The sequence below is a fragment of the Elstera litoralis genome, assembly GCF_000963705.1.
In the GTDB taxonomy this organism is placed as follows: domain Bacteria; phylum Pseudomonadota; class Alphaproteobacteria; order Elsterales; family Elsteraceae; genus Elstera; species Elstera litoralis.
Genome location: NZ_LAJY01001010.1, coordinates 1 through 860 on the forward strand (window position 1 = coordinate 1; position 860 = coordinate 860).

An 860-nucleotide genomic window follows, 5' to 3' on the forward strand; every position below is an offset into this window, starting at 1 on the left:
ACCCTCTGCCGGGGACCAGTCTTTTCCCGTATAAGGATGGCAACAGGATCGGAGCTCGCAGTGAAACCCTCGCTCGCCTTGACGCAAAATCGTGATGCCATTCGGGAGGCTGTCAGTCGTTTCCCGACGCGGAACCCGCGTGTCTTCGGGTCGGCCCTGCACGGTACGGATCACGAAGGGAGCGATCTCGATTTGCTGGTAGATGCGATGCCGGGGGCAACCCTTTTCGATCTCGGCGGCTTACAGGTGGACCTTGAGGACCTGCTTGGGGTATCGGTCGATCTGCTGACGCCCGAAGATTTGCCTCCGAAAGTGCGCGCCAAGGTTTTAGCGGAAGCTCAGCCTCTATGACGGACAGTCGGTTAACCGATTATCTCGACCATATCCGAGAAGCCGCCGCCAATGCGTGCAGCTTCTTAGAGGGATTGGACTAAGAGGCTTTCCTTGCGGACAAACGCACGCAACAGGCCGTGGTGATGAGCATTATCATCGTTGGGGAAGCCGCCACCAAGATCATGGATCAATACCCCGACTTCGCAGCAGCCCATCCCCATATTCCTTGGAGAAGCATGCGCGGAATGCGAAACCGCATCGCGCATGGTTACTTTGATATGAATTTGGAAATCGTTTGGCGAACAGTTACGACCGCCTTACCTAAATTGATAATAAATATATCGAAAACAGCACTTTAATCGATAATATAATCTCTAAAAAAATTGTTTTTAAATATTCTCTGATCTAGTGATTTTTAATGTTAAGGCATCTTGACGTCATCAGGCCTAAGTAAATTCTAGCAAGCAACAATTTGGTGAACGAGAGAGATTATTAAGTTCTGGGGCAGGTCATGAGGCTGGAGCCAG

1 protein-coding gene and 1 pseudogene are annotated in these 860 nt (G+C 50.7%); both read left to right on the forward strand.

Annotated features, from left to right (window positions below):
• Window positions 1-60 precede the first annotated feature (60 nt).
• Window positions 61-351, forward strand: a complete 291-nt coding sequence (locus VZ95_RS21225) for a nucleotidyltransferase family protein (RefSeq protein ID WP_045777636.1) — start codon at window positions 61-63, stop codon at window positions 349-351.
• Window positions 352-446: 95 nt separating this feature from the next.
• A pseudogene (locus VZ95_RS27755) lies at window positions 447-692 on the forward strand (HepT-like ribonuclease domain-containing protein); the annotation flags it as partial.
• Window positions 693-860: the final 168 nt, after the last annotated feature.